The organism is Achromobacter sp. HNDS-1 (assembly GCF_040084795.1).
Lineage (GTDB): Bacteria > Pseudomonadota > Gammaproteobacteria > Burkholderiales > Burkholderiaceae_B > Achromobacter > Achromobacter ruhlandii.
In genome coordinates, this window is record NZ_CP157584.1 from 325,682 (window position 1) to 350,297 (window position 24,616).

Genomic DNA, 24,616 nt, shown 5'->3' on the forward strand with positions numbered 1-24,616 from the left:
CGCACACCGCCACGCACCATGATCGATCGCTCCTCCCCGCCCGCGGGCTATAGCAGCCTGAATGTTGCCTCGCTGTCCCAGAACGCCCGCCTGCTGCGCGTCGCCACCCCGCTGGGCGAGGCGCTCGCCGTCGAACGCATGCATCTGCGCGAAGGCGTGTCCGAGCTGTTCGCGCTGACGCTGGACTGCCTGTCCTCGTCCGCCGAACTGGATATCGAATCCCTGCTGGGCAAGGAGATCAGCGTCGGCCTGCTGCTGGCCGATGGCGGACAGCGCCGCTGGCACGCGGTGGTGGAAGGCGTGGACGCGCTGGGCGCCGACGGCGGGCTGGCGCGCTACCGCCTGCACGCCGCGCCCTGGCTGGCCACGCTGCGGCTGCGGCGCGACAGCTTCGTGTTCCAGGACAAGTCGGTCACCGACATCCTGACCGACGTGTTCGCGGACTACCCGCTGGCCGCGTTCGCCTTCGAGATCACCGAACCGCTGGCGCCGCGCCCGGTGCGCACCCAGTACCGGGAGACCGACCTGGACTTCGTGCTGCGGTTGATGGCCGAGGCCGGCCTGAGCTTTCGCTTCGACCACCAGCAGGGCGACGGCCAGGCCGACGGCGGCGGCGCGCGCCACCGCCTGGTGGTGTTCGACGCCCGCGCCGCGCGGCCGGCCAACCCCGCCGCCTCGCTGCGCTTTCATCGCAGCGACGCCACCGAATCCGAAGACAGCGTCACGCGCTTTGGCGCGGCGCGCGCGCTGCGCGCCAACACCGTCACCCGCGTCGCCTGGAACGACCGCGCGTTGCTGGCGCACGGCGCCCATGCCGAATCGGCCCTGGACGCCGGCGCGCTGCCGCCGCTGGAAGACTACGACTACGACGGCCACGGCCGCCATCCCGACGATGCCACGGCCGAGCAGCTGGCCAGCCGCGGCCTGCAGGCGCACGAAGCGCGCGCGCTGCAATTCGAGGGCGGCGGCACGGCCCGCCAGATGCTGCCGGGCCACGTCTTCGCGCTGACCCAGCACGACCGCTACGCGCAGGGCGATGCCGCCCCGGGCGACGAGCTGGGCGGCAACCAATACACCCTGCTGTGGGTGGAACACGAGGCCGCCAACAACCTGGGCAGCCAGGCCGCCCAGGCGCTGGACACGCCCGATCTGGAGCACGGCGCCTATCGCAACAACTTCGGCGCGCAGCCGGCCGCCGCCGCGCTGCTGCCGGCCTGGCGCGCCCGGCCCACGGCCCCCGAGGGCGTGACCGCGCTGGTGGTGACGGCGCAGGACGCCAGCGTGACCACCGGCCGCGACCTGCGCGTCAAGGTGCAATTTCCCTGGCAACGCGGCGAACGGCCGCTGCCGGGCGGGCTGCGCCACCGCAGCCACGGCGACGACGCCGGCAACGCGCCCGGCGACGACCGCTCCGGCACCTGGCTGCGCGTGGCCGGCGCACAAGCGGGCCCGAACTGGGGCGCGCACCACCTGCCGCGCCAGGGCACCGAAGTCGTGGTGGAATTCCTCGACGGCGACATCGACCAGCCCGTGGTGGTGGCGCAGTTGTACAACGACAGCGACCTGCCGCCCTGGAGCGCGGGCGTGGACGCCGATGCCAACCATCCCGGCACGCTCAGCGGCTGGCACAGCCAGGGCCTGGACGGCAGCGGCCACACCCAGTGGCTGTTCGACGACACCGCAGGCCAGGTGCGCACGCGCCTGTCCAGCTCCATCGCCGCCTCGCAATTGGGGCTGGGCTATCTGGTGCAGCAAGGCGCCGACGACGCCTCGCGCGGCCCATGGCGCGGCACGGGCTTCGAACTGCGTTCCGACGCCTGGACCGTGGTGCGTTCGGGCCAGGGCATGCTGCTGTCGGCCAACGCCCGCGAAAGCGCCCGCTCCACCCAGGCCGATGCGCAGGAAGCGCTGCTGTTGCTGCGTGGCGCGCAACATGCCGCGCAGCGTATCGACAACCTGGCCACGCAGAGCCAGGCGCGCGCGCTGGCGGCCAACGAACAATTCAACCCGCTGATCCAGGCGCTGGACCCGAAGGCCGACGGCCGCTATGCCGGCAGCGTCGGCGGCCAGCAGGCGGTGAAGGCCAGCGCCAACGAGCGCAGCGGCACCGACCCGGTCGAACGCATCGATGGCGCCCGCATGCTGGTCGATGCGCCCTCGTCCCTGAACCTGGCGACCCCCGCCAGCGCGATCCTGCATGCCAGCGAAAACCTGCACGCCACGGCCCAGGCCGACGGCCACGTCGCGGCGCGCCAGACCTTCGCCAGCGCCTCGGGCCGTTCCACCAGCCTGTTCGTGCAGGACGGCGGCCTGCGCGCCATCGCCGCCAACGCACCGGTGTCGATCCACGCGCACACCGACATGCTGGAAATGCTGGCGGGCCAGGACATCACCATCACCTCCACCACCGACAGCATCGAGATCCTGGCGAACACACGCATCACCTTGCAGGCCGCGGGCGGCGCCATCGTCATGGACGGCGGCGACATCCTCTTCAAAGGACCGGGCATGTTCTCGGTCAAGGGCGCTTCGCACAACCTGATCGGCCCGGCCAGCGACGCGGCCGCCCTGCCCGCGCTGCCCTCCAGCCAGGTCGGCGACCCGATGCTGGTGACGGCCGAACTGGTGCACCGGCCCGCCGCGCTGCTCCAGGCCCTGAGCGGTTCAGGCAAGGCGCTCAATGCCGCTGGCGCTTCGGACGCCCTAGCCGCCGCGCCGGCCGCCGCCGATGCGACCGCCGCGGGCGGCCCCGGCTCGGCCCTGGCCGGTGGCGCCAGCGCGCTTTCGAGCGGCCTGACGGCCGCTTCCGGCATGCTGGACAAAGCCAAGTCAATGGCCGGCGCCGTGCTCAAGCCGGTGCAGGACCTGGGCGCGATGGCCGGCAAAGCCATGGGCGCCGTCACCGAAGCCGGTTCCGGCCTGGTCTCGGGCGTCGCGGCCAAGGCCGGCGGCATGGCGCAGTCCGCGGTGAGCGCGGTCACGCCGTCGCTGATGAGCGGCGGCACCCCGTCGCTGATGGGGCGCGCCGCTTCGGCCGCCGGCAATGCCACGCAATCGCTGGTAAGTGAAAGCGCCGCGTCCCTGACGCAAGGCGCCGGCGGCGCGCTCGCCAGCGCCGTGCCCATGCCTGCCGGCCTGGCCAACGCCGCCGACGCGGTCTCCCAGGCCGGCGCCATGGCCGGCCAGGCCACGGCGATGGCATCGCAGGCCGCCGCGCTGGGTTCGAAAGCCGGCGGCATGTTGTCCGGCGCCTCGGACGGTGCCGCTGGCGCGGCGGGTGCCTCGGCATCCGCGGGTGGCGCGGCGGGCGCGTCGACATCCGCTGGCGGCGTGGGCGCAGCCATCGGCCCGATGATGACCCAGGCCATGAGCGTCATGGGCGACCGCGGCGCGGCGCTCGGCTCCACCGTGAACACGCTGCTGTCGATGCCGGACGTCACCCAGGGCAACCTGCCCGCCGTGGCCGGCGCCATTCTCAGCACGCCGGGGCTGACCCACTCCGCGGTCCCGGCGGTGGTGGGCGCCATCCTGCAATCGCCCAGCATTTCCAGCGTGACGCTGCCCAAGGTGGCGCAAGCCATCATGAACATCCCCGCGGTGGCCAACTCGCCCTATCCGGGCCTGGCCCGGCGCGTGATGGAAGCGGCCGGCATCAACCTGCCCGGCGCCGCGCGGGTGCCCGGCGGCGCCACCGGCGAACCGGCGGGCGACACGCCAAGGCCAGCCACCACGGTGGCCTCGGCCTACCAGGCGCGTAGCGGCGCCAAGCTGCAATACGTCAACCTGCCGCAGGCCGAGGAACGCTGGAACGACGGCCAGGCGCTCACCAGCCTGGACCGCCAGACCAACAAGCCCAAGATCCGCGTGCGCTTCGACAAGGCCGGCCAACACCGCTTCACGGTCAAGGTCAGCCCGCGGCCGGGCAATGCGGTGTACTCGGCGCGCGAACTGAGCCGTCAGCCGCTCTACCGCGAACCGAACCAGCGCTCCTACAGTTACGTCACCGATCCGGACGGCACCAAGATCGTCGACGATATCGCGCTGCCAGCCGCCGGACTGAACACTTATCTGTTCGAGGTGGTCAACGACAAGAACCAGATCATCTCCACCGAGGTCGTGGAAACGGTCAGGCGCCTGTACATCCAGGAAATCATGCTGCCCGGCCCCGAGCCGATGCAACGCCCCCACGGCTTCCAGCCGACCGCGACCGAGTACGCGCGGCACGGCGTGGACGTGGTGCAGTTGCCGCCGCTGACCACGCGCGGCCAGGCCAATTACGATGTGATCTACGACAACAGCGCTGACGATGCCCGCCTGCGCAGCGCGGCACGGTCGGTCTACGCCCAATCGCAGGGCGCCGAGCGCGAGCCGTACACCATCGTGGCCTGCCACGTGGACCGGCTCGCCACGCCGAAGCCGGTGCAACCCTTTTACATCCGCGCCAACGCGGGCCCGGGCGCCGGCAGCACACAGGTCCAGTTCGCCGACGCCGCCGGCGACGTCAGCTTCCTCTGGTACAACATCGATCCGGCCCAGGACTGGTTCCTGGAATGCCTGTTCGAGTACACCGACCCGGCCGCCGGCGTGCGACGCGCGGAGGTGTCACGCGATCGGGTCACGCCGGTCCCCTACGATCCGGCCCAGCCCAAGGCCTGCCATGCGGTGAACGTACGCCTTGAGGGGCTGCTGCCCGTGCCCACGGCCGGCAAGATCGTGTTGCGCGTGCGACTCATGGAAAGCGCGGCGGCCGGTCTCGCGTTCTACAACACCAACCTGCTGTGCGTGGCCGCGATGTCCCCCTGGGACCCGGTGACGATGAACTACCAGCAGGAGACCTTCGTCCATGAAATCGGCCACCTGATCGGCATGACGCCCAGCGGCCCGGAATGGGTCCAGGCGCATCCGGACGAAGCCGACATGGACTCGTCCAAACTCGACAAGGGGCCGTTTTTCTATTCCAAGTGGGGCAACCACTGCCATCAGGGCCTGCCTGCGAACCGGTTCAGCGATGCCGACACTGGCGCCTGCGTCATGTTCGGCGCCGACTGCATGAGCATCCGCTTCTGCGTCCATTGCGCCAAGGCCGTCCGCAAAGTGGATATGTCCGGTGGCTGGCCCACGTTCTGACGGCTGGCGCCGCGCGGCGCCGGCCCTGGTTTTGCTGCTCGCGGCCGCGCTCTCCGCCCTGCCCGCGTCGGCGCGGACCGTCGGCGGTCCGCGCGCCCCCTCTCAACCCGCTACCCAGACCGCTTCCATGACCACCGACTGGATTGACCCGCCCGCCTTCGCCACCGCCCCCATCGGCACCGTGTTGGACCACGCCTGCATCCCGCCCAACCACGGCAGCGATGACCAACTGAACATCGCCGCGCCCACCCGCGTGCGGCCGCAGGCCACCGGCGCCTTAGTGATCCCGGTATGCGCGCAGGGCATCATCCCCGTCTCGCAAAATCAGAAGTTGCCGCGCTTCGTGGCGGTCAACACCCAGACCGGCAAGACCTACGAAGGCGTGGCCTACGAATACAAGCGCCGTCCGCCCCGCGCCGGCGTCGAGGTCGACGAGATCCCGGGCTCGCGCCCGCCCAAGGGCATCCCGATCAGCCCGGGCATCAGCGTCGGCACGCAGTTCAGCACCGACCTGGCGGCGCAGGTGGGACTGCCCACGGAGCCGGCGAAATACGAGGTGTACATCGAGTCCAACGGCGTGCGGTCCAATACCGTCACGATCGAAGTGCAGGCGGCGCCCTAGCCCTGGCGCGGCGCTGCCCCCGGCTGAGCATGTTCCCGCTCGAAATCCTTCTGCTCATCGGCGGCATAGCGCTGGCCGTCGGCATCGCCGCGCTGGTGGTGGCGATCCAGGTCCTGCGCTTCATCCACTGGGGGTACTGGGCCGACGATGCGACCCACGGCGAGCGGCCCCATTTCACCGGCCCGCTGCTGGCCCTGGTGTTCAGCCTGCTGGCCGCCAGCGAAATCCTGCCGTTTCACCCGATCCTCGACCGGATCCATGAATTGAATCCGGTGCCGCCCTGGGCGACGGATTATTACGTGGTGGCGATGCTGGGGTTGATGGTGCTGTCCTGGGCCTATGGAGGCAGGGTCAAGCACTGGCTGTGGAACGGGTTGCGGCGATGGCTGCGGCGCTCAGGGGCGCAGTCCGAATCGTGAATACGCGGTAGCCCGAGCGTTGCGACCGCGTCGGCGTCAACCATTCTTGTCGCCCGGCGGCGTGCCCTGGGCTTTCAAGCGTGCGATGGTCGCTGCCGGCAATGCGGCGACGGCCTTGGCGAAATCGCCCGGCTGGCGGCCGGGTTGCGACAGCAGCGCGGCGATTTCCGGGTCGGTGTCGAAGTCGGAGGCGACGGTGAAATACAGGCGCATGTATTGGCGCATGTCTTGCTCCTCCACGATGCGATACTTGATCCAGGCCGTCCTGGCGACTTTGCCAAGCACACGCAGGACCTCATCGCCATCCCGATAATCTTCGAATGCGCCTCGGTATTCCCGGTAAAGCCAGTTCGTCGTGTCGACCAACGGGAAGCGTGTCTGGCCGAGCAGTTTGCGGCTCAGGGCCAGCTCCATATGCTCATCGGGGTAGATGTGCAGTTCCAGGTACAACGGCCCATTGCCAGCGGGTATGGGCGTCGGGTCGAGATGGACCTTGGTTTCCTTGCGAAACAGCAAGCTGTCCATCGTACCGTCATAGAGATGCTTGATCGCCTCTTCACCATCCAGACCTGACCATCGAACCGTGAACTCCGTGCCCTTCAAGGTGTAGCAACAGGTCACTGATCCCTCGCCGCCGCCAACACCCATGGCGCCGCTGCTGGCGGTCCGCCCCGCTTTGTCGGAAATGAGGATGGTGTCAATGTCCCACGGCGTGTAGTTGTAGGCGATCAGGTTCAGACCACGATACTCGGGCTCGCCGCCACAAGCGGCCGATGCCGCCAGCAATGCGATTGCGAAAACCCGGCTTGCGTGCCGCCGCTTCATGGCCGGGCCGGCGCCAAACTATCCAGGTTCGCCCGCATCTGGTCCACGCGCGCCGCAGCGGCGGTGTCGCTCTTCATCTTCGCCTCCTCGGCCTTGAAATCGGTCTTGCCGAAAATGTCCTTGTCGCGCGTGCGGAAGTACAGCGTGGTGCTGGCCAGCAGGTGATCCGGCCAACTGCTCAGCATGGCGTCGTGCACCAGGAAGTCGAACAGCGCCATGACCTTGGGCGGCAGCGGATTCTTGCCGGCGCTGGCTTCGCGCCATACGTTCAGCAGGCGCTGTTCGGTGGCCCGCCTTGCCTTCATGTCGGCGAATGGGTCTTTGGGCTGGTCTTCGTCGGTCAACTTGCCGCCATTGCGCACGATGATGTCGTTGCGCATCTTTTGCATATCGCGCGGGCCCTGGTTCACCTGCTCGATGCGGCGCACCAGCTCAGGATTGGTGCGGCGGAGTTCGTCTTTGCGCCGCTCGTTCTCGGCATCCTTACGCTCGGCGTCTTCCAGCGCCTGGTATTCCTCCTCAAGCCGCTGCCACAACGGCTTGAACCGCTTGGGCGGCAACTCGCCACGGCTGGCCGCCGCGCGCTCCCAGCGTTCGTCCTTCAGCGCCTCCAGTTCTTTCAGGCGAGCCGTGTTTTCGGGCTTTGCCCGCTCTTCGCGCGACAGCCCCGACACGCGGCGGAGTTCTTCGTTGTATTCCTGTTCGGGCGTGAAGAAATCGCGATCCTTGATCCACTTTTCCGCGGGATCTGACAGCTCGCTCTTGAAGACGGGGTCCTGGTAGCGGACGGCGAGCCAGCGCAGGAAGACTTCCATGTGGGGCATGAAGTCGATGCCGGGCTCGTATTTCACTACGCTGCGATAGGCATCAACCAACTCGTTGATATGGTATGTTTGGCCGCCATCCTGGATAGACGCAGCCATGCTGAACTTGGCATAAGTCAGCGCCCGCTTGTCGAATAGTTGCTCCATGCTGTAGAAGCCCACGCCGTGGCAGAGGCCAAGATTCAGCATGTCGCGCAACGGCACCCGCGACAGCTCGCCGCGTGATCCAAGCGACCCCTCGGGACTGACACCCGTGACATCCCCGCTCGACCCGGGGTAGAGATACTGCTCACCCCGGGTTTTCTCAAGGCTATCCACACGCTGGTTGGCACGCAGCTCCTGCGCGGCGGCAAAGTGGACGCATTTTTCGACTGCGCCCGGCACCGTCAGCGTACGATCCTTGTGAGTCTGTTTGATCAGATCCGTAAATGGCAGAAAACCCAGGAAGGTATTCTCATCCATGATCGACGAGACGGAATCGAGCAACCCCAGGAAGCGGATGCGGATTTCAGCCTCGCGCGCGCCATTCACGCCCGGAAAGACGAGATCCTTGTCATGGCGACGGCGGTACTTCTTGACCACGTCGTTGATGAACTGGCGTGCCATGACGCCTCCCCGATCGCCGCCAAACACCGAAATCTCGATCCGCCGCACGTTATTCATTTCGGCGCTTACCGCCTCATGGACCGCACGCAACTGGCGCAGCGCCGCATCGACCCGCACGTCAACACCGGTTCCCATCAGGTAGGCCACGGTTTCGTTGTCACGAATGACGGGTACGCCTTCCAGCGCCGTGGTCTTGGCGACTTCCTTGGCCGCGGTCCAACCAACCTTCAAGGGATTTTTCTTGAAGCCTGCCCAGAAGCCACGCACCGTACCTTTGGCTCGATTGACCAGGCGTTCCGGGTCCCAGGCATTCCAGATCCGCACCACCTTGTCGGGAAGCGTCTTGACGTCCTTCACCACATCCTTGTACGCCTTGACCACCGGCTGAAACGAGCCCTCTTTGATCATCTTCTGGGTAGCACTGCGCAAGCGCTTGAGCGCATCCGTCTCCGGAATCTCGTCGGTGCGGGTGATGTTCTTGGCAGCGTTCTTGGCGTTCTTCGCGGCTTCGCTCAGGATTTTTTTTCCGGCGGTGGTCGCTCCGTATATCAAATCGTCATTCTTGGCGTCCGCATTCAACTCCGTGCCCAGTCCTGAATAGTAGAACCGGAACCAATACTGATTCACGGGACGATCTTCGTCGTCATGAGCATAGTGCGCTTCCCAGAGCCGACAGATATTCGAGTAGAACGTGGGATGCTTGTTATCGACATCGCGGCTGCGGCCGAACCCGTCGAAGAAGAACCCGATGCGGATCACGGCGCCACATTCCTGGCAGTCCTGTTTGGGATAGGCAGCCTCGTTCTCGGCCATTTTCTTGAGCACGGTGGCGGGGGTGCGATCCACCGGCGGCAGGCGGTCAGCCATTCTTGTCTCCCGGGGCGGTTCCCGTAGCTTTCAGATGCGCGATCTTGTCCGCAGGCAAGGCCTGCACGGCCTTGGCAAAGTCGCCCGGCTGGCGACCAGATTTGGCCAGCAGCGCCGCGATGTCCGGGTCGGTGTTGAAGTTCGATGCCACGGTGAAATACAGCAGCATGTATTCCTGCAGGTCCTGCTTATCCTCGAGACGGTATTTCGTCCAGGCCGTTTTGGTCACCTTGGCGACAACCCTGCGAACCTCGGCACTACTGCGATAGTCGCCCAGAGCGTCACGATGCTGGGCATAGAGCCAACGCGTAACCTCGACGATCGGAATGCGTACCTGCCCCAGCAACTTGCGGCTCAGTGCCAGCTCCATATGCTCGTCGGGGTAGATGTGCAGCTCCAGATATAGCGGCCCATCACCCGGCGGAATCTCGGCCGCGGGAAAACGGACGGGCGTCTCCTTGTTGAAGATCACCTCCTCCAACTTGCCGTCAAACATGTGTTGGCGGGCCTCCTCCGCGTCCGCCCCCCGCCATTGCACCTTGAAATCGGTGCCCTTGAGGTGATAGCAGCAGGTCACCGAACCTTCCCCGCCACCCGCGATGATGGCACCTGTAGTGGCCGAGTTTCCCTCTTTATCCGTGACCTCGACACGATCCAAATCCCAAGGCGTGTAGTTGTAAGTTACGAACGAGAGTCCCTTGTAGCTAGGCTCGCCATTGCATCCCGCCAGCATCCCCAGCCACATCAACAGAATGACCAAGCCCTTACGCATTCAAAACCCCCTGTTCCCGTTCCTGCTCCGCCCGCAGCAGCCCATCCCACACCGCGTCGGGCACATGTGCCAGCGCCTGCGACAGCCCCTCGCCCTGGAAGGCGCGCAGCGCCGGCGCGATTGCCTCGTGTTCGTCAAAGCGCGGGGAAATCGTGATGCCCCACGCCACGTAGTCCAGCATGTCGCGCTCGCTGGCGATGCCGTATGAGCGCGCCCGCGCCATCTGTTCGGTCACGCGCTCGACCAGTTCATCCTGCCGCAGTTCGCCCAGCACGCCCAGGTAGATGCGGCGGATCTGCACCGCCAGCTTGTCCGGATAGTCCAGCTCCAGCAGCGCCTGGTGCTGCGCCAGCGTGAACGGTTGCTGCCGAGGCGCATCGTCGGCCGGCCGCTGGCCGGGGCCGGTCCACTGCGCCAGGGTGCCGTCGCGGCGCGGGTAGCGCAGCAGATTGAACGGCGCCAGGAAACGCGCGCGCTCGGCCGGCGTCCACACCTGGAAGGCGCGGTCCAGGATGCGGCTGTCGTACAGGTGCAGGTAGTACTCGCGGCCATCGGGCAGGCCGTACTCCCCGTAATAGGCGAAGTGCGCCATCAGTTCGGCCAGCGGCAAGGGCGACACCAGATGGGTCAGCGCATACGCGCCGCTATCGCTTTGGTGCAGCCGCTTCAGCAAGCGCAGCAATTCCGAGGTACGCGGCTCGCCCGGGTCGCGCGACAGTTCGAAACGGGTCAGGTCATCGACCTCGATCAGCAACGGCGCGATGTCTTCGTAGATCGCCAGTTCGGTGCCAACCCAGATCGAGCCATGGCTGAGATCCGCGCTGGCCCGGATCGGCCCGGCCAGTTCGGCGTGGCCGCGAAAATCCACCAGCAGAAAGGTATTCAACGCGGCGCCGACATCGGCGGCCAGCTCAACGGCCTGGGCCAGCGTGTCGCTCAGGCGCGACTCCCAATTCATCATGCCGCCCCTCATGCTTTGTCGGTGATCGACTGCACGCCATCCTGCGCGTCCAGCACGCACTGCTTGCAGACGGTGAACTGGGGGAAGGCATACGGCAGGCGGTCCGGCCCGGCGAACTGCTTGTTGCCGGTCTTGACGTCGATGCGGCCCGGCGCGGTGACGGTGATGTTGCCGCCTTCGAGCACGATGCTGGCGCCGGCCGCCGTGGCGATGCGGATGCGCTTGGGCGCGGCGTATTCCACCGCCGTCTGGGCGCTGCCGATGGTGATGTCCTGCTGCGCCTGCACCCGCAGGATGTCGTGCTGCGCCTGCACGTCGACATTGCCCTTGGCCGAGATCAGATCCAGCCCCGACTGCGCTCCGCCCTGCTGCAGGCCCGCCACGATGCCCAGCCCCTGCCCCGCATGCAGGCGCAGCGCGCCCATCACCGCCAGGTTCTGGTCCTTGCCCGCCGACCAGTGCAGCGCCTCGCCGGCGGTGTACTGCAGGTGCTGGCCGGCCACCTGCGCCAGCCCGGCGCGCGCGGCCATCAGCACCACCGGATCGGTGGCGTGCGGCACCTTGCCTGGCGCCGCGTCGGTATGCTTGGCCGAGGCATCGCCGCGCGCGCCTTCCACGCTGTCGCCGGCCACCGTGCCCGAGACCGCGCGGTGCATGGCCGCCAGCGGCGCCTTCTCGCCATCGAGCACGCTGGACTGCGGGCCCCGGGTGCCCTGCACCGTCGCCAGCCGCAGGCCCTGGTGCGCGCCCGCCACCCCGTCCAGCGAACGCGCCATCTGGTCGGTCTGGCCCGCCAGCGCCTGCACCGCGGCCGCATCGCCGATGGCGCCGGCGTGGGCGCCGGCGGCCGTGTAGGTGCTCAGCAGCACGCCCGCGCCGCCCCGCACCGCGCCATAACCGTCGGTGCGCAGCTCGGCGCCCACGCCGCGCAGGCCGCCCCGGTAGTTGCCCGCCTGGTGGATCAGGTGGCCCAGGTTCAGCTCGCTGGCCTGCGCGCTGCTCTTGATCTGCAGGCGCAACTGGCTGTCGGTGTCGTCGAACACGATCTGGTTGTAGCCCGCGCCGCCAAACTCCTTGCTCTTGAAGCCGCTCAGGGCGGCCGCGTTGCGGTGGTTCTCCTCGCCCGCCGCCGCGCCGTGCCAGGCCGGCGCGTTGCCCGCGGCCAGGTTGGCCTGGGCGCTGGGCGCGTGGTCGCGCGCCGCCGCGTAGACCTGCGTGTCGGCCTTGGCGCCCGCGCGCCCGCCCGGCGTGGCCGGCGTGCCGCCCTCGCCACGGCCGTTGTACAGCGCGCCCACCACGATGGGCTGGTCGATGTCGTCGTCCACAAAGCGCACCAGCACCTCCTGGCCGATGCGCGGCACGAAGCTGATGCCCATGCCCGCGCCCGACTGGCGCTGCGCCACCCGCGCCCAGCGGCTGGCCGCCAGGCCCTCGCCGCCCGCCTGCCAGTGAAACCGGATGCGCACGTCGCCGCGCTTGTTGCGCAGGATCTCGTCCTGCTCCTTGGGCTGGGTGCTGCCCTCGGCGTCGGTCACCACCGCCGTGTGCACGCCGTGCACCGACGGCGCTCCGCTCAGGCGCGCGCCGCGCGCCTCGGGCAAGCGCGGCCGCCAGGGACGGTCGCAGCGCACCGCCTCGAAGCGGTTGGCGTAGCCGACCTCGCGCGCCTTGGCCAGCACGGCGGCGTCGGCGGTCAGGCTGGCCGCCTCGTGCGGCCGGGCCCCCGGCGCGGGCAAGGCATCGATATCCAAGACCAGGTGCGCGTCCAGGCCGCCCAGCCGCTGGGCCAGCGCGGCCCGCGTCTGCGGCGGCAGGTTGTTGATGCCGACGTGTTCGACCCGGTCCAGCGCGAACTCCGGTTCGAAGCCGCTCTCGTCCGCCGGCCCCAGCGGCGACAGGTCCTGCAAGGTGAAGCGCGTGCCCGAGCGGAAGGTGCGCACCACCCCCAGGCCGGCGAAGGTCTCGGCGCGCGCCCGCAGCGCTTCGGTCGCCAGCTCGGCCTGGCGACGCGCCTGGGCCGGGTTGGCAAAGCCGCCATGGCCGGCCACCTCGTACCAGTCCAGCGCCGCCGCTTCGTCCTGGCCGCTGGCCGGGTTCACCAGCGCCTGCGCCGCCACCGCCCGCTTGCCGCTGTCGTGCCAGCCCAGCAGCGTGATGCTGTCGGGCACCCGGCGGCGCTGGCGCGCCAGCCGCTGCACGGTGTCGCGCGATTCGGTGGCCGCGGCGCGCTGGAAGCGGATGCCGCCGCCGGCCGACTCGGCGTCCTCGGCCAGGTTGCGGCTGTCGGCGAACAGCTGCACCACGTGGCGCGCCGGCACGCTGTCGTCTTCCAGCACCGTCCAGCCCAGCCCGGCCTCGGCCAGCAGGCGCGCCACGAAGTCGTAGTCGGTCTCGCGGTACTGGGTCGTGTAGGGGCGCGGCGCCAAACCGGCCAGCGCCGGCTCGACGTCGGCGGCAACGCGGTAGACAAAGCCTTCGTAGCCGTCCAGCACCTGGCGCACGATGTCCAGCACCGGCTTGCCCTCGAACACGCGGCTGGCGCGCCGCTGCGTGGCCAGCCACAGCCACGGCACCACCGTCAGGCGGTAGCGTGCCAGGCCCGCGTCGCCCGACAGCAGCTCGGCCTCGCGGATCACGCCGCTGCGCCCGGCCTGGCTGCCGTCGGCGCGCGTGGTCCACAGCGTCACCGGGCGCGAGATCATGTCCTGCAACGCCAGGCCGGCATCGTCGGACAGCGCCACCACGCGCAACTGGCCCACGCCGGACAGCGCCTCGCGCGCGATCCAGCCTTCCACGTGCAGCGACGCCAATGCGCCCTCGCCTTGCAGCCGGTAGAGCCGGGTGTCGGAATTGAACAGGCCGGCGGAAACGCTCGAATCCATCACTTGAAAACCTTGATCAAACAGGCTCACGGTTCGACGTGAGATTGCGCGTTGGGACATTCGGGCGCGGTGCCCCAGTGGCCGGCGCAGACGCGCAGGCGACATTGTTCGCTTTCCAGGAAGCCGAGCTTGCGGCATTCCGCCAGGCGCGCGGACAGCGGTGAACCGGGCAGTTCGCGCACGAACACGCCGTCGGTCTTGTAGACCTTGGTGCCGGGCGGCGAGGCGGGCGGCAGGCCGTAGGCCATCAGCGTGGCCAGCAGCGCGGCGTCGCTGTCGTTGCGCGGCGGCGTCTTGCCGCGCGCGGGCGCGGACTTGGTCGTGCCCGCCTTGGGCGCGGCGGCCGATGCGACCGCGGCGGGCGCCGTGGCGGCCGTGGCCTCGTGGCCCCGTTCGGCGTTGCGCGGGGCCGGCGCCTTGGCCTGATTGGCGCGCGGCACGGCGGCGGGCGCCGGCGCGGGCGTCGTGACGGCCAGCGCCGCCAGTGGATTGGCCGGCTCGACGTCGGCATCGGGTCGCGTCAATTGCGCCAGCGGATGTTCTTCGATGATGGTGGCGGCGGACGAAGGCGGCGGCTCGCGGTTCTCCGGCGCCGGAGCGGGCGTCTCGGCCTTGGCGACCGGCGCGGCCGCGGGCGGCGCGTTGTTCTCGACGCGCGCCACCACCACCGGCAGTTCGGCGGTGTCATACACCGCCCACAGGCCCGCGCCGACGAAACCCAGGAACAACAGCAGCAACAGCGCCAGCACGGGCGTCCTGCTGCGTTGCTTCGGCGGCAAGTGCTTGGTCTCGGCCTCGGGCACGCGGCCCTCGAGCGAGGCGAGAATGCGCGACGACTGCCGCTCGTCCGACGCGGACGGGCGGCCAGCCAGCAGACTGGGAATGGAGGGAGGTGGTCGCGATCTTTTTTCGTCTTCTGCCATGCGAGGTCCCGTATTGGCAGGGGTATTGCCACCCCCTGATAACCAAGGTGATCGAGAATACCCGATGACATCTTTTAGATCACGGCTTCTTGTTACGATTCCTAAAGCATCGACGCTGTCTGCAACGCCGTTACGCTTGCCTCAATCACGAATAGAACAAAAGATTACGCCTTCGTGATTGAGGGATACCGTTGCTAGTCCTGCTGCCCCTATATTTTCTGCTCGCAATCGGCGTTTCCGCGCTGCTGGTTTTCCCCGCCCTGCGGGCGGGAACCGCGCGGAGCGTACGCGCGTTCGCGCAGGGTTTGCGCCGCCGCGTGGCGCGCGGCGCGGGGCATGCGGGCGGCGTGGTGGGCGGGTCGGCGCAGGTGGTGCGCAGCGGATTCGGCCGGGCCGGCAGCACGTTTTCGCTGTACCGCTGGCAGATCGCGGCGGGGCTGGCGGTGGTGTTGCTTCCGTCCCTTTTCGCTTTCGTCATGCGACACAATCACACATTTATTTACGAGGATCGGATGGCCGGTCCGGACCCTCGTATCCAGGCCTTGTTGACGGGTGAACGGCTGGTGCCGCCACCGCCCCTGCCGCCTGAAGTGTTCACCACGCGCGAAGTGGAATTGGTGCGTCCGAACCTGGGCGGCGCGAGCCGCGACTGGAACCTGCTGGACGCCGATTACCGCCAACGCCTGCTGGCCGCCTATCGCGTCATGCGCGAAGAACATGGCTATGAAATGGTGCTGATCGAAGGCTACCGCAGCCCCGAACGCCAGGAAGAGCTGGCCGCCAAGGGCTCGCACGTGACCAACGCGGGCGCCTACCAGAGCTATCACCAGTACGGCCTGGCCGCCGACAGCGCGTTCCTGCGCGACGGCAAGGTGGTGGTATCGGAAAAGGATCCCTGGGCCATGCGCGGCTATGAATTGTTCGGCGAGACCGCCGAACGGGTCGGCCTGACCTGGGGCGGGCGCTGGAAGCTGATGGACTTCGGCCACACCGAATTGCGGCGCCCCGGCGTCATGCGACGCGACGCGGGGGCCGCGCAATGATCCGATCATCTCGCGCGACTACCCTGCTCCCTTTGCCTGCCCCGACAACCGATTACCGCTACGAATACACATGACCCGCTTTCTCAAAACCGGCCTGCTGCTGGCCCTGGTCTTCGGGGTGGTCTGGCTGGCCGTCATCATCTGGTGGCAGGAATCACGCACGCTGCCCACCGGGCTGGACATCGGCCTGTATCTGTTCGCGCTGCCGCTGGCGCTGATCGCGGCTGGCTGGGCCGGCCTGCGCATCGCGCGCGCCCGCCGCGAAGCCCGCGCCGCGGCCGCGGCGGCGCCCGCCGCCGATACGCAGGCCGCGACGGCCACCCCGGCCCCCGCCCTCACGCGGCTGGTGGCGCTGGCCGCCACCGCGCGCGCCGCGCCCGGCAGCGACCCCGCCGCCATCCACGCCGCGCTGGCCGAACAGAAGCGCCCCGACCTGGACGACACCCTCAAGAACGCGCGCGGCTTTCCCGTGTTCAGCGCCCGCGCCGCGCACCTGGACAGCGATGCGCTGCGCGAGGCCGCCGACGACATGCCCCCGGCGGCGCGGACCGATGACTGCCTGCGCGCCACCGCCCTGCTCTGCGAGGTGATCGAGACCCTGTCGCGCGAAGCCCGCGCCCACGTGCTGGAGCGCGGCACGCCGGAACGCGACGACGACTGGCCCCAGCTGCAGGTGGAACTGCTGCTGCCGGCGCAGTGGCCCGCGGCCGCGCGCGACCATGCGCAGGCGCAGGCCCGCGCCACGGCCGCCTGGCCCGCCGCGCGGCTGGGCCTGCGGCCGCACGAGGCGCGCGACGCCCTGGCCAGCGACGGCCTGCTGCGCCAGCTGGCGCTGGAGCCGGCGGCCAAGGACCGCGCGCCGCTGCGCATCGTGGCCGCGGCCGATTCCTATATCGATGCCAATGTGGTGCAGGATTGGGACGCCGACGGCACCCTGGTCAGCACCGCCACGCCGCAAGGCCGTGTGCCGGGCGAAGCCGCCGCCGGCCTGCTGCTGGATCTCGACCTGGGCGCCGCCGATGCCGCGGATGCCGCCGCGCCGGCCGGCGCCATCGCGCTGGCCCTGTCGCCCATGGCGCACCGCGCCACCGCCGCCGACGCCCGTGGCGCGGCCAGCGAACCGATGCTGGCCGAGCTGACGACACGCTTCCTGGAACAAAACGCCCGCGCCGCGCAGGATATCCGCGCCCTGGTCAGCGATGCCGACCATCGCGGCAGCCGGCCGCTGGAAGCTGCCGGGCTGGCCAGCACGCTGTTCACCACACTCGACCCGAACCAGGATTGCCTGGCGGTCGGCGCCACCTGCGGCTATACCGGCGCCGCCGCGCACCTGCTTACCCTGGCCATCGCCAGCGAAGCCTGCGCCCAGGCCGAGGCGCCGGTGCTTGCCGTCATGACCCAGGATCCCGCTTTGCGTACGCTCGCGCTGCTGTCCCCTTCCCCCTCCGCCTGACCCACAAAAAAAGCCAGAATCATGCGTAGCCCTTCAGGTTTCTTCTCCGGTATTTCCAGCGCCTTGAGCGAAGGCCGACATTGGACATCACGCGCGCTGGGCAACCCGCGCCTGTTCATGGCGATCGGCCTGATCGCCCTGGTCGTGTTCCTGTTCCTGCTCGCCGACACGGTCGAGATCGGCCTGGTCTGGGCCGGCATCGCGCTGGGCATCTTCCTGTTCCTGTGGCTGTGCGCCTACCTGTGGCGCCGGCGCCGCGCGCGGCGCGCCAACAAGAACCTGGGCGACATGCTGGAGCAGCAGGTGCAGACCGGCGCGGCCGCCGCCAATCGGGGGGACGTAGACGCGCTGCGCACCCGGCTGGTGCAGGCGGTGCGCACCATCAAAACCTCCAAGATCGGCCAGGTGTCGGGCAACGAAGCCCTGTACGAACTGCCCTGGTACATCGTGATCGGCAACCCGGCCGCGGGCAAGAGCAGCGCGGTGATCAACTCGGGCCTGCAATTCCCCTTCGCCGACAAGAACGGCGCGGCGGTGCGCGGCGTGGGCGGCACCCGCAACTGCGACTGGTTCTTCACCACCGAGGGCATCCTGCTGGACACGGCCGGCCGCTACTCGGTGCACGAGGAAGACCGCAACGAATGGATGGGCTTTCTCGACCTGCTCAAGCGCCATCGCCCCAAGGCGCCGATCAACGGCATCATCGTGGCCGCGAGCATCGACGAGCTGACCGGCGCCGGCCCCGAGTTCGCCATCAACCTGGCCAAGAACCTGCGCCAGCGCGTGCAGGAACTGACCGACCGGCTCGAAGTGTTCGCGCCGGTCTACATCATCTTCACCAAGGCCGACCTGATCTCGGGCTTTAGCGAATTCTTCTCGGACAGCGACCAGCGCGAGCGCGACCGCGTTTGGGGCGCCACCCTGCCCTACGGCGCCGAAGAGAACCGCGACGTGCTGGCCCTGTTCGACGAACGCTTCGACGAACTGTACGAAGGCCTGAAGGAAATGGGCACGGCGCAGATCTCGCTGCGCAACAACCGCGAGCTGCCGCCCGGGCTGCTGACCTTTCCGCTGGAATTCGCCGGCATCAAGCCGGCGCTGCGCACCTTCCTGTCGACGCTGTTCGAGACCAACCCGTTCCAGTACAAGCCCGTGTTCCGCGGCTTCTACTTCACCAGCGCGCTGCAGGAAGGCGTGTCGCAAAGCACCTCGACCGAACGGCTGGCCGAGCGCTTCGACCTGCGCCCGGCGGCGCGCGGCCAGGCCCGCAATGTGTCCTCGCACAACGGCTTTTTCCTGCGCGACCTGTTCTCCAGCGTGATCTTCGCCGACAAGAAACTGGTGCGCCAGCACGCCAGCCCGGCCAAGACCCGCATGCGCTACCTGACCTTCTTCGGCCTGGTGCTGGCGCTGGGCCTGGTGCTGGGCGGCTGGAGCTGGTCGTACCTGGGCAACCGCCAGCTGGCGCAGAACGTGCAGGCCGACCTGGACAAGGTGGTGCGCCTGCAAAGCGAGCGCACCGACCTGCAGAGCCGCCTGGAGGCCATGGAGATCCTGCAGGACCGCATCGAACAGCTGGACCGCTATTCGTCCAGCCGCCCGTGGTCGCTGGGCCTGGGGCTGTACCAGGGCGACGTGCTCAAGGAACGCCTGCTGGCCGAGTACTACAACGGCGCGCGCCAGTTCATGCTGAGCCCGGTCAAGGCCAGCCTGGAGGACTTCCTGGCCAAAGTCGACATGTCCGGCGCCGCGGCGGCGGCCGGCGGCGCGCAGCAGCCGGCGCCGCAGGCGGTGCGCGCCGCGCACACCCAGGGCGGCGACACGCTGTTCCAGGACGCCTCGCCGACCAATGCCGACGACGCCTACAACGCGCTCAAGACGTACCTGATGATGGCCAATCGCCAGCACGTCGACCCCACCCACCTGTCCGACCAGATCACGCGCTTCTGGCGCGGCTGGCTGGAGACCAATCGCGGCGCCATGCCGCGCGACCAGCTGATCCGCAGCGCCGAGCGCCTGATCTCGTTCTACGTCAGCCGCGCCCCCGACGCCGGCTGGCCGCAGATCGACACCAACCTGGCGCTGGTGGAAAAGACCCGCGCCAGCCTGCGCGCCGTGATGCAGGGCATGCCGGCGCGCGAACGCGCCTACGCCACGCTCAAGGCGCGCGCCGCCACGCGCTTCCAGACCATGACGGTGGCGCGCATCGTCGGCGAAAACGACGCCGGCGTGGTGGCCGGCAGCTACGCCATCCCCGGCACCTTCACCCGCGAGGCCTGGGAGCAGTACATCCAGCCGGCCATCAACGAGGCCGCCAAGAAGGAAGTGCAGACCAGTGACTGGGTGCTGGGCGTGAACGCGCGCGACGACCTGACGCTGGACGGCAGCCCCGAGCAGATCCAGAAGAGCCTGGCGACGATGTACAAGACGGAGTACGCCCAGGAATGGCAGAAGTTCCTGCGCGGCGTGACCATCAAGCCGTTCACCAGCTTCGAGCAGTCGGTGGGCGCGATGAACCGCCTCGGCGATCCGCAGACCTCGCCCATCGCCAAGCTGATCAACACCGCCTATGAGCAGACCTCGTGGGACAACCCGTCGCTGGTCAACGCCGGCCTGCAGCAGGCGCAGAGCGGCGTGGTGGGCTGGTTCAAGCGCGTGATCCTGCGGCAGACGCCGCCGGCGCCCGCCGCCGCCACCGCCGCCAACGGCGAGGCCATCCCGATGGGTCCGGTGGGCCGCGAGTTCTCGGACGTGGCGCGCCTGGTGGTGACGCGCGAGAACCAGTCGCTGCTGGGCAACTACATGGGCGCGCTGTCCAAGATCCGCACGCGCTTCAACCTGCTCAACAACCAGGGCGACCCCGGCCCCGGTTCGCTGGTGCTGCTGCGCCAGACGCTGGAAGGCAAGGATTCGGAGCTGGCCGACGCGCTCAAGCTGGTCGACGAGCAGATGCTGGCCGGCCTGTCGGCGACGCAGCGCGAGACGCTGCGCCCGCTGCTGGTGCGGCCGCTGATCCAGGCCTACGCGGTGGCCATGCAGCCGGCCGAACGCGAGTTGAACAAGGTCTGGAACGCGCAGGTCTATCAGCCGTTCAACCAGACCCTGGCCGAGAAGTATCCGTTCGCCTCGCGCGCCAGCGTCGAAGCCAGCAGCGACGAAATCGGCCAGGTGTTCGGCCCGCAGGGCAGCATCGCCAAGTACGTCAACGACACCCTCGGCCCGCTGACCGTGCGCCGCGGCGACATCCTGACGGCGCGCACCTGGGGCGACATGGGCATCAGCCTGCAGCCGACCTTCACCGCCAACTTCGCGCAGTGGGTGGCGCCGCTGTCCGGCGGCGCGGCCGGCGCCGGCGCGGCCAGCCAGCCGCAGACGCTGTTCCAGATCCAGCCCAAGCCGGCTCCCGGCGTGACCGAGTACACCATTGAGATCGATGGCCAGCAGCTGCGCTACCGCAACACGCCGCCGCAATGGGTCAACTTCGTCTGGCCCAACGCCCAGGGCGCGCCCGGCGCGCGCATCACCGCCACCACCTTCGACGGCAGCGTGGTCGAGATCGTCAACGAACCTGGCCGCTTCGGCCTGGAACGCCTGATCGCGACCGCCCAGCGCACCTCCAACGCCGACGGCAGCTTCAACATGAGCTGGGGCAAGTCGAACGTGACGGTGCCGGTCAAACTGCGCATCATCAGCAACGCCCAGGCGCCCGGCGCCGGCGGCAGCGAGCCCGGCGGCAGCCAGGGCCTGCGCAACCTGCGCCTGCCCTCCTCCGTGGTGGGCGCCACTTCCGAATCCTCCTCCGCCCAGACGCGACCCGGAGCGCCGCAATGAGCAACCTGCAGTCCCCCCTGTTCCGCACGGCCTACTTTGGCAAGATCCCGGCCCGCGGCGACTTCGTCAAGAACACCTCGCATCCGCAGCTGATGAGCACGCTGGACGGCTGGGTCGCCAACACCATGGAGCTGCTGGCCCAGGACCCGCACTGGAAGACGCTGTACGACGAGGCCGAGCCGATGCCGTTCGCCATCCTCGGCTCGCGCGGCAAGCTGGCCATCGCCGGCCACCTGCAGCCCAGCCGCGACCAGTCGGGCCGGCGCTTTCCGTTCCTGTCGGCGACTTCGGTCGAAGTGCAGCGGCCCCTGGCCTTCATCGCCCGCAGCCCGATGGCCTTCAGCCGGCTGTGGAACCGCATGAGCGGCGCCGCCGCGCTGCTGATGACCGACGCCGACCCCGGCCCGGCGCTGCAGAGCCTGAACGAACTCGAAGGCGAGATCCGCACCGAGGCCGACGACGGCTTCGATGCCTTCGTCGACCTGCAGACCGTCGAGCGCCTGCAGGCCATGCTGCGCGGCAACGGCCACGCGGCCAACGTGCACGACATCGTCCTGGCGCTGGGCATCCTGCTCGAACCGGTCATGTCCAGCGGCTCGTCGCAGCTCGACCGCGGGCTGGCGCTGCCGCTGCCGGACGATCCGCTCTACATCAATCTGGTGGCCTCGTACTGGATGACGCTGATCGCGCCGTTCCTGGCGCGCGCGGACTTCGAAATCGCGGTGTTCATCGGCCGCATCGGCGGCAAGCACCGGCTGGTGGCGGGCTTTCGCGGCGCTTCGCCGCAGACGCTGGCCAGCCTGCTGTCCACGCCGCAGGCCTTCGCCGAGCAATACATCGTGCTGGAAGACGCGCCCTGGGTGCGCAACCACGTGTCGGCCAGCCACGGCCTGGCCAAGCTCTCCAGCTACCTGGACCAACCCAGGCTGTCGCTGCGCATGGCGCTCGACACCTATCTTGAAGTCTTCACCGGAGCCTGACCATGCGCGTCTCTCTCCTGATCATGGCGGCGCTGTTCTCGTGCGCCGCGGCGGCGCAGGACGCCGCCACCGTCGTCCCCGCCAACGTCATTCCGCAGCCCGGCCAGGTGGTGGCCAGCGGCGCCGTGCCCGATGAGGCCACCAAGGCCGATGTGCTGGCGCGGCTGCAACAGGTCTACGGGGTGGGCAACGTCATCGACCAGATCGAGGTCGGCGGCGTGGTGGCGCCCCCCAACTGGTCCGAGCACGTGGGCAAGCTGATCGGCCAGCCGCTCAAGCAGATCAACCGCGGCCAGCTGGAAGTGGACGGCACCCAGATCCGCCTGCTCGGCGAAGTGCAGAACGAGGCCTCGCGCCAGCAGATCGCCAGCGCCTTCGCCACCTCGCTCAACCCGACCTACAAGATCGTCAACGGCCTGCGCGTGGCCGCCGGCAAGGACGAACAGGGATTGCTGGACAAGGTGCTGACCAACCGCGTGGTGGAATTCGAGACCGGCAGCGCCACGCTGACGGCGCGCGGGCGCGAACTGCTGGACCAGGTGGCCGACGTGATCCCGAAGCTGCACAGCGACAAGGTGCAGATCATCGGCCATACCGACAGCTCCGGCAGCCGCAGCACCAACCTGGCCTTGAGCCAGGCCCGCGCCGACGCGGTCAGGGCCTATCTGGTGGACAAGGGCCTGCCGCCCGGCCGCTTCGAAACGCTGGGCGCGGGGCCGGACCAGCCGGTGGCCACCAACGCCACCGCCGAGGGCCGCGCCAAGAACCGCCGCATCGAATTCCGCGCCAGCCGCTGAGCGGCGCGCGCGGCCGGCGCCGGCGCGCGTCGCCTGGCAAGCATCCCGCCGCGCGCGGGCACATCGCGGCGCCCTCTTTTTCACGCCGGCGCCGGCCACGCGGCCGGCGCCCCGGGTGGGTTTTCAGCCGTTGTTCTCGGGCGCCTTGGGCACGCCCAGCAACTCTTCCAGGCCCGACAGCGCCTCGCCGTTCTTGACCACGGTGCGCAGCCACAGGTGCAGCGACATCTCGCCCCAGCTGGCCGCCTTGTCGGCCAGATAGGCCACGGGGCTGTGCGGTTCGGTGCGGCGGAAGAATTCGGCCACTTCGCGCAGTTGCGCCAGGGCCTGGTCGCGCGTTTGCAGCGGGCCGCGCGCGGCCACGGACGCCGTGGGCGGAAGGTCGGCAGCAGTCAAGGTGGGCTCCATGCGGGTGGCGGGCGCGCCGGCGGACGGCGCGGCCGGCGTGGCCGGCGGCGCCAGGTCGGCGCGCACCAGCAGGCCGGCCTCGCGGGCAAAGCGATGCACCAGTTCGGTCACGTCCGTCAGGGCGGTGCGCAGCGGCGAGAAGGCCGGCCCGTCATCGCCCAGGCGTTCGGTCAGGGTCAGCTCCAGCACGTCGACCGCGCCGAAGCAGCTCTGCAACTGGCTTTCGAGTTCGGAGTAGAACGCCGGCGGCGTATCGCGGCGCGCGGCATCGAACTGCTCCAGGGTGACCTTGCCGCGCGACATGTCGGCGGCGTTCTGCGGCGCGCGCTTGATGGCGTTGGCCAGTTGCGAGGCGCTGTCCCACAGCACCGCGCCGAAGCGCCCGCCCTCGGATTGCGTCAATGGCAGTTCGCGCACCAGCTGCTGCGAACGCGACAGCAACCACGCCAGGTTGCCCACGCGCTGCTGCACGTCGCCCTCGTCCGGCACCGGATGCAGACCGTCCCAGTAGCGCCGGCACAGGCCATCCACCAGCAGGAAGCCGTCGCGCAGGCCGGCGAAGCCGCGCGTCTTGGCCCAGGCCTCGGCCAGCCAGGCGGCCACGCGCACGTCCTTGCTGCGCTGGGTCAGCACCTCGGTGCAGATGCGGATCACCTGCGGCCAGTCGGCCTCTTTGATATCGATGACCCAGTCGCCCTGGTCCAGGTGCGGGTCATCGTGGCGGCGGGCCTCGCGGATGGCGTCGAATTCGGCCGAAAAGACCATGTCGGCGCCACAAGGCGCCTCGCCCGGAATGGGCTGCAACAGTGCGTCGATATCGCTCATAGTGTCTTGGGTCGTTGCGGAAGGCGGGCCGCGCGCAAGCGGCGCGGGCCCGGCGGCGAAAGCAGCGATGATCCCATATCTGTAACCGCGTTACGTTGGAACATGACACGCCCTATTACAAAACGCATCAGGGACCATCGCTATCATGCAAGCTCTCCAAACAGAGGGAGTCACGATGAACAAATCATTCCACATGATGCCCGACGGCCGCTTCATCAATGGCACGCCGCGGCGCTGCCCGGATGGCACTTACGTCGGCGACGGCGGCCCCATCACCCGCGCGCCGGACGGCACCTACGTGGCCGGCACGCCGCAGCGCGCGCCCAATGGCCGCTACCTCGGCGGCGGCGGCCCGGTGCGCATGGCGCCCGACGGCACCTTCGTCGTGGGCACCCCGCGCATGGCGCCGGACGGCACCTATCTGTAAGCAGACTTAACCAGCATCTGGGAG

Annotated in this window: 16 protein-coding genes; 9 read left to right on the forward strand and 7 right to left on the reverse strand. The window is 69.0% G+C overall.

Translation table 11 applies throughout. The features are described 5' to 3' along the window. Positions 1-18 precede the first annotated feature (18 nt). The 3 genes from tssI (at position 19) to ABFG95_RS01465 (ending at position 6,168) form a co-directional block, all read left to right on the forward strand. Positions 19-5,127, forward strand: a complete 5,109-nt coding sequence (tssI, locus tag ABFG95_RS01455; protein WP_348995340.1) for a type VI secretion system tip protein TssI/VgrG — start codon at positions 19-21, stop codon at positions 5,125-5,127. 127 nt (positions 5,128-5,254) lie between these two features. Next, entirely contained in the window at positions 5,255-5,749 is a 495-nt protein-coding gene (locus tag ABFG95_RS01460; protein ID WP_211485659.1) for a hypothetical protein, read from the forward strand. 29 nt (positions 5,750-5,778) lie between these two features. Next, positions 5,779-6,168 carry a hypothetical protein gene (locus ABFG95_RS01465; protein ID WP_063587868.1) on the forward strand — a complete coding sequence of 130 codons (390 nt, stop codon included), beginning with the start codon at positions 5,779-5,781 and terminating at the stop codon, positions 6,166-6,168. A gap of 36 nt (positions 6,169-6,204) precedes the next feature. On the opposite strand, the gene ABFG95_RS01470 is transcribed toward ABFG95_RS01465, so the two are convergent. The 6 genes from ABFG95_RS01470 to ABFG95_RS01495 are packed head-to-tail and all read right to left on the reverse strand — an operon-like array spanning position 6,205 to position 14,828. Then, positions 6,205-6,993, reverse strand: a complete 789-nt coding sequence (locus ABFG95_RS01470; protein WP_348995341.1) for a hypothetical protein — start codon at positions 6,991-6,993, stop codon at positions 6,205-6,207. Further along, the gene (locus ABFG95_RS01475; protein ID WP_348995342.1) at positions 6,990-9,290 is read right to left on the reverse strand and encodes a hypothetical protein; all 2,301 of its coding nucleotides are present in this window, start codon (positions 9,288-9,290) and stop codon (positions 6,990-6,992) included. The genes ABFG95_RS01470 and ABFG95_RS01475 overlap by 4 nt, the downstream gene beginning before the upstream one ends. Next, the gene (locus tag ABFG95_RS01480; RefSeq protein ID WP_063580023.1) at positions 9,283-10,062 is read right to left on the reverse strand and encodes a DUF3304 domain-containing protein; all 780 of its coding nucleotides are present in this window, start codon (positions 10,060-10,062) and stop codon (positions 9,283-9,285) included. Before ABFG95_RS01480 ends, ABFG95_RS01475 begins: the two co-directional genes overlap by 8 nt. Then, on the reverse strand, positions 10,055-11,023 hold the full coding sequence (locus ABFG95_RS01485) for a DUF4123 domain-containing protein (protein WP_059270993.1): 969 nt from the start codon (positions 11,021-11,023) through the stop codon (positions 10,055-10,057). The genes ABFG95_RS01480 and ABFG95_RS01485 overlap by 8 nt, the downstream gene beginning before the upstream one ends. An 8-nt stretch (positions 11,024-11,031) precedes the next feature. Continuing rightward, positions 11,032-13,905: a type VI secretion system Vgr family protein gene (locus tag ABFG95_RS01490; protein ID WP_348995343.1), complete on the reverse strand. Its 2,874-nt coding sequence runs from the start codon at positions 13,903-13,905 to the stop codon at positions 11,032-11,034. Between the two features lie 26 nt (positions 13,906-13,931). Beyond that, on the reverse strand, positions 13,932-14,828 hold the full coding sequence (locus ABFG95_RS01495; RefSeq protein ID WP_348995345.1) for a hypothetical protein: 897 nt from the start codon (positions 14,826-14,828) through the stop codon (positions 13,932-13,934). A 191-nt stretch (positions 14,829-15,019) separates the two neighbouring features. Between ABFG95_RS01495 and ABFG95_RS01500 the strand changes: the two genes are divergently transcribed. The 5 genes from ABFG95_RS01500 (at position 15,020) to ABFG95_RS01520 (ending at position 22,932) form a co-directional block, all read left to right on the forward strand. Beyond that, positions 15,020-15,871 (forward strand): M15 family metallopeptidase, encoded by an 852-nt coding sequence (locus ABFG95_RS01500; protein ID WP_054420030.1) that lies wholly within the window; start codon positions 15,020-15,022, stop codon positions 15,869-15,871. Between the two features lie 70 nt (positions 15,872-15,941). Continuing rightward, positions 15,942-17,324, forward strand: coding sequence for a hypothetical protein (locus ABFG95_RS01505; RefSeq protein ID WP_348995346.1), 1,383 nt, complete (start codon positions 15,942-15,944; stop codon positions 17,322-17,324). A 117-nt stretch (positions 17,325-17,441) separates the two neighbouring features. Next, positions 17,442-21,155 carry a type VI secretion system membrane subunit TssM gene (tssM, locus tag ABFG95_RS01510; protein ID WP_054415501.1) on the forward strand — a complete coding sequence of 1,238 codons (3,714 nt, stop codon included), beginning with the start codon at positions 17,442-17,444 and terminating at the stop codon, positions 21,153-21,155. Next, positions 21,152-22,135: a type VI secretion system-associated protein TagF gene (tagF, locus tag ABFG95_RS01515; RefSeq protein ID WP_054415506.1), complete on the forward strand. Its 984-nt coding sequence runs from the start codon at positions 21,152-21,154 to the stop codon at positions 22,133-22,135. Before tssM ends, tagF begins: the two co-directional genes overlap by 4 nt. Before the next feature lie 2 nt (positions 22,136-22,137). Beyond that, on the forward strand, positions 22,138-22,932 hold the full coding sequence (locus ABFG95_RS01520) for an OmpA family protein (protein WP_054415508.1): 795 nt from the start codon (positions 22,138-22,140) through the stop codon (positions 22,930-22,932). Positions 22,933-23,055: 123 nt separating this feature from the next. Here ABFG95_RS01520 and tssA read toward each other — a convergent pair whose 3' ends face one another. Further along, the gene (gene tssA, locus ABFG95_RS01525) at positions 23,056-24,165 is read right to left on the reverse strand and encodes a type VI secretion system protein TssA (protein WP_054415510.1); all 1,110 of its coding nucleotides are present in this window, start codon (positions 24,163-24,165) and stop codon (positions 23,056-23,058) included. A gap of 175 nt (positions 24,166-24,340) precedes the next feature. Here tssA and ABFG95_RS01530 point away from each other — a divergent pair, with 175 nt between their 5' ends. Continuing rightward, positions 24,341-24,592, forward strand: a complete 252-nt coding sequence (locus tag ABFG95_RS01530) for a hypothetical protein (RefSeq protein WP_054415512.1) — start codon at positions 24,341-24,343, stop codon at positions 24,590-24,592. The last annotated feature ends 24 nt before the right edge of the window (positions 24,593-24,616 follow it).